Consider the following 3418-nt stretch of genomic DNA (forward strand, 5'->3'; position numbering starts at 1 on the left):
CTACCTGGCCGCGCTGCGTGGAAGCGCGCTGCCGGGTGAGGGCGACGATATGGACAAGGGCGCGCTTGCCGACGCGAGCCAGTTCGCGGCGCGCGCTGCGCTCGACCGCGCTGCGGAAACGCCGTCGCTGCTGCTCGAACCGATCGCCGCCGACGGCACCGACCGCCGCATGCGGCTCGCTATCATCAACGACGACATGCCCTTCCTCGTCGATTCGACCTCGCAAGCCGTCGCGGCACAGGGGCTTGCGGTTCACCGCATCCTGCATCCCGTTGTTGCAGTGAAGCGCGATGCCAGCGGGCATTTGCAGGAAGCCGGTGAAGGCGGGACGCGCGAATCGGTCATCTATATGGAGCTCGAGCGCGGCGATGCGCGCGCGCGCCGGCGCCTGCTCGACGGGCTTGAGGCGGCGCTGCGCGACGTGCGCGCCGCGGTGCGCGACTGGCGCGCGATGCGCGCCGCAATGCTTGCCGATGCCGCGATGCGCGTCGAGGGTGAAGCCGCCGAATTGCTCCGCTGGTTCGAAGGCGGAGCGATGACCCAGCTTGGCCATGAATGGCGCACCCGCGATGGCAAGGTTCAGGAACCGCTTGGCATCAGCGAGAGTGCCGATGGCCAGCTGCTGTCGCCCGCCGCGCTCGAAGCCGCCTTCGCCTGGTTCGACCAGGGCGGAACGGCACCGCTGCTGATCAAGTCGAACCGTCTGTCGGCGGTGCACCGCCGCGTATTGCTTGACCTTGTCATCGTCCCCGAAGGCAAGGGCAAGAAGATCGAGCGGCTGTCGATCCACGCGGGCCTCTGGACCAGTGCCGCGCTCTCGACCCCGCCGGCGAAGGTGCCGGTGCTGCGCGCACAGCTCGACGCGCTGATGGCGAAATTCGGTTTCGATCCGACGGGCCATGCGGGCAAGGCGCTCGCGCACGCGCTGACCGCGCTACCGCACGACCTGCTGATCGCGTTCGACGCGGCGTCGCTCGAAGAGCTGGTGCTGACCTCGATGTCGATTACCGACCGGCCGCGGCCGAAGGTGGTGACGGTGCAGAGCGCGCTTGGCCGCCACCTGTTCGCCTTCGTCTGGCTGCCACGTGACGAGGTTTCGACCGGTCGCCGCATCGCGGTCGAGGCGCTGTTGGTGCGCGAGGCGAAGGCGGGGGTCATTGGCTGGACGATGGTGCTCGAAGACGGCGGCGCCGCCCTGCTGCGCTACACGCTCGACCTGCGCAGCGGCGGCGTCGTGCCCGATACCGAAACACTCAATGCACAGCTCGAACAGATGGTTCGCGGCTGGCAGCCGGAGGTTGAAGCGGCGCTCGCGAAGCGCGGCGATCCCGGCCGTGCGGCGGCGCTCGCGGCGCGCTTTGCGCCGACCTTCCCCCCCAACTACCGCAACCTCTACAACCCCGAGGAAGCCGCGCGCGACATCTTGCGCCTGCGCGACCTCGACGCCGCGAATCCGCGCAGCGTCCGGCTTGCGCGCAAGAGCCTCGATGGCGACGACCGGTTGCGGCTCAAGGTCTATAGCGCCGCCGGGCCGATGGCCTTGTCCGACGTCGTCCCCGCGCTCGAACATTTCGGTTTCGAGGTTCTCGAGGAAATCCCGACCGCACTGCAGAGTCGCGCCTCAGGCGTCGAGGGCGAGGACGAGCCGTCGATCGTAATCCACGATTTCACGCTTCGCCTGCCCGCCAATGTCGACGAACTCGCGCTGCTTCCTTATGCCGAGACGCTCGAAGGCGCGATCGCTGCTGTTCTGGACGGCCGCGCCGAAAATGACGCGTTCAACGAACTCGTGCTCACCAACCAGACCGACCCGCGCGCGATCGTCTGGCTGCGTGCGTGGTTCCGCTACCTGCGCCAGGGCGGTTCGGCCTATGGCATGGACACGGTCGTCAGCGCGCTGCGCCATGCGCCGAAGCTGACGGCAGCGCTGATCGAACGTTTCCGTGCGCTCCACGATCCGAAGGCGCGCGATGCAAAACGCGCCGAAGCGCTTGGCGCCGAAATCCTCGCCGATTTCGCCGACATCAAGTCGATCGACGAAGATCGCATCCTCCGCCTCTTCCACGCCGTGATTGGCGCGACGCTGCGTACCAATGCCTTTGCGCCCGCGGCCGAAGAAGCCTTGGCGTTCAAGATCGATTCCAGCCTCGTTCCGGGCTTGCCCAAACCGCTGCCCTGGCGCGAAGTGTGGGTCTATTCGCCGCGCGTCGAGGGCATCCACCTGCGTGCCGGTCCGGTCGCACGCGGGGGGCTCCGCTGGTCCGACCGCCGCGACGACTTCCGCACCGAAATCCTCGGGCTGATGAAGGCGCAGCGCGTCAAGAACGCCGTGATCGTGCCGACCGGCGCAAAGGGCGGCTTCTATCCCAAGGCGCTGCCCGACGTGTCGCTCGACCGCGATGCGTGGTTCGCCGAGGGGACCGAATGCTACCGCATCTTCATCCGCTCGCTTTTGTCGATCACCGACAATCTGGTCGCGGGCAAGGTCGTGCATCCGAAGGGCGTCGTGATCCACGACGGCGACGATCCCTATTTCGTCGTTGCCGCCGACAAGGGCACTGCGACCTTCTCCGACGTCGCCAACGCGCTCGCGATGGAGCGCGACTTCTGGCTTGGCGATGCTTTCGCGAGCGGCGGGTCGAAGGGCTATGACCACAAGGCGATGGGCATCACCGCCAAGGGTGCGTGGCTTTCGGTCCAGCGTCACTTCGCCGAAATGGGCGTCGATGTGCAGACCGACACGATCCGCGTCGCCGGCTGCGGCGACATGTCGGGCGACGTGTTCGGCAACGGCATGCTGCTGTCGAAGGCGATCCAGCTCGTCGCGGCATTCGACCACCGCCACATCTTCCTCGACCCCAATCCCGATCCGGCGAAGAGCTGGAAGGAACGCGAGCGGATGTTCAACCTGCCGCGGTCGAGCTGGGCGGATTATAACGAGAAGCTGATCTCGAAGGGCGGCGGCATCTTCCCGCGCAGCCAGAAGAGCATTCCCCTGACCCCCGAGGTGCAGGCGCTGCTCGGCTTGTCAGTGTCTGAAATCGACCCAAGCTCGCTGATTTCGGCGATCCTGAAGGCGCCGGTCGACCTGCTGTGGTTTGGCGGTATCGGCACCTATGTAAAGGCTGCAGCCCAGAATAATGCCGAGGTCGGCGACCCCGCGAACGACGCGCTGCGCGTCGATGCCGAGGATCTGCGCGTCAAGGCAGTCGGCGAGGGGGCGAATCTCGGTACAACGCAGGCGGCGCGCATCGCCTTCGCGGCGAAGGGCGGACGCATCAACACCGACTTCATCGACAACAGCGCGGGCGTCGACTGCTCGGATAATGAGGTCAATATCAAGATCGCGCTGAACCGCGAGATGGCCGAAGGGCGCCTGTCGCAGGACGACCGCGACGCGCTGCTCGTGCGCATGACC

Annotated in this window: 1 protein-coding gene; it reads left to right on the forward strand. The window is 66.9% G+C overall.

Going from position 1 to position 3418, the window contains the following annotated elements:
- Positions 1 to 4: 4 nt before the first annotated feature.
- Positions 5 to 3418 (forward strand): NAD-glutamate dehydrogenase domain-containing protein (locus VGD20_RS16790; RefSeq protein WP_331135527.1); only part of this gene is annotated, 3414 nt, incomplete at its 3' end.

Source organism: Sphingopyxis sp., assembly GCF_036402335.1.
Lineage (GTDB): Bacteria > Pseudomonadota > Alphaproteobacteria > Sphingomonadales > Sphingomonadaceae > Sphingopyxis.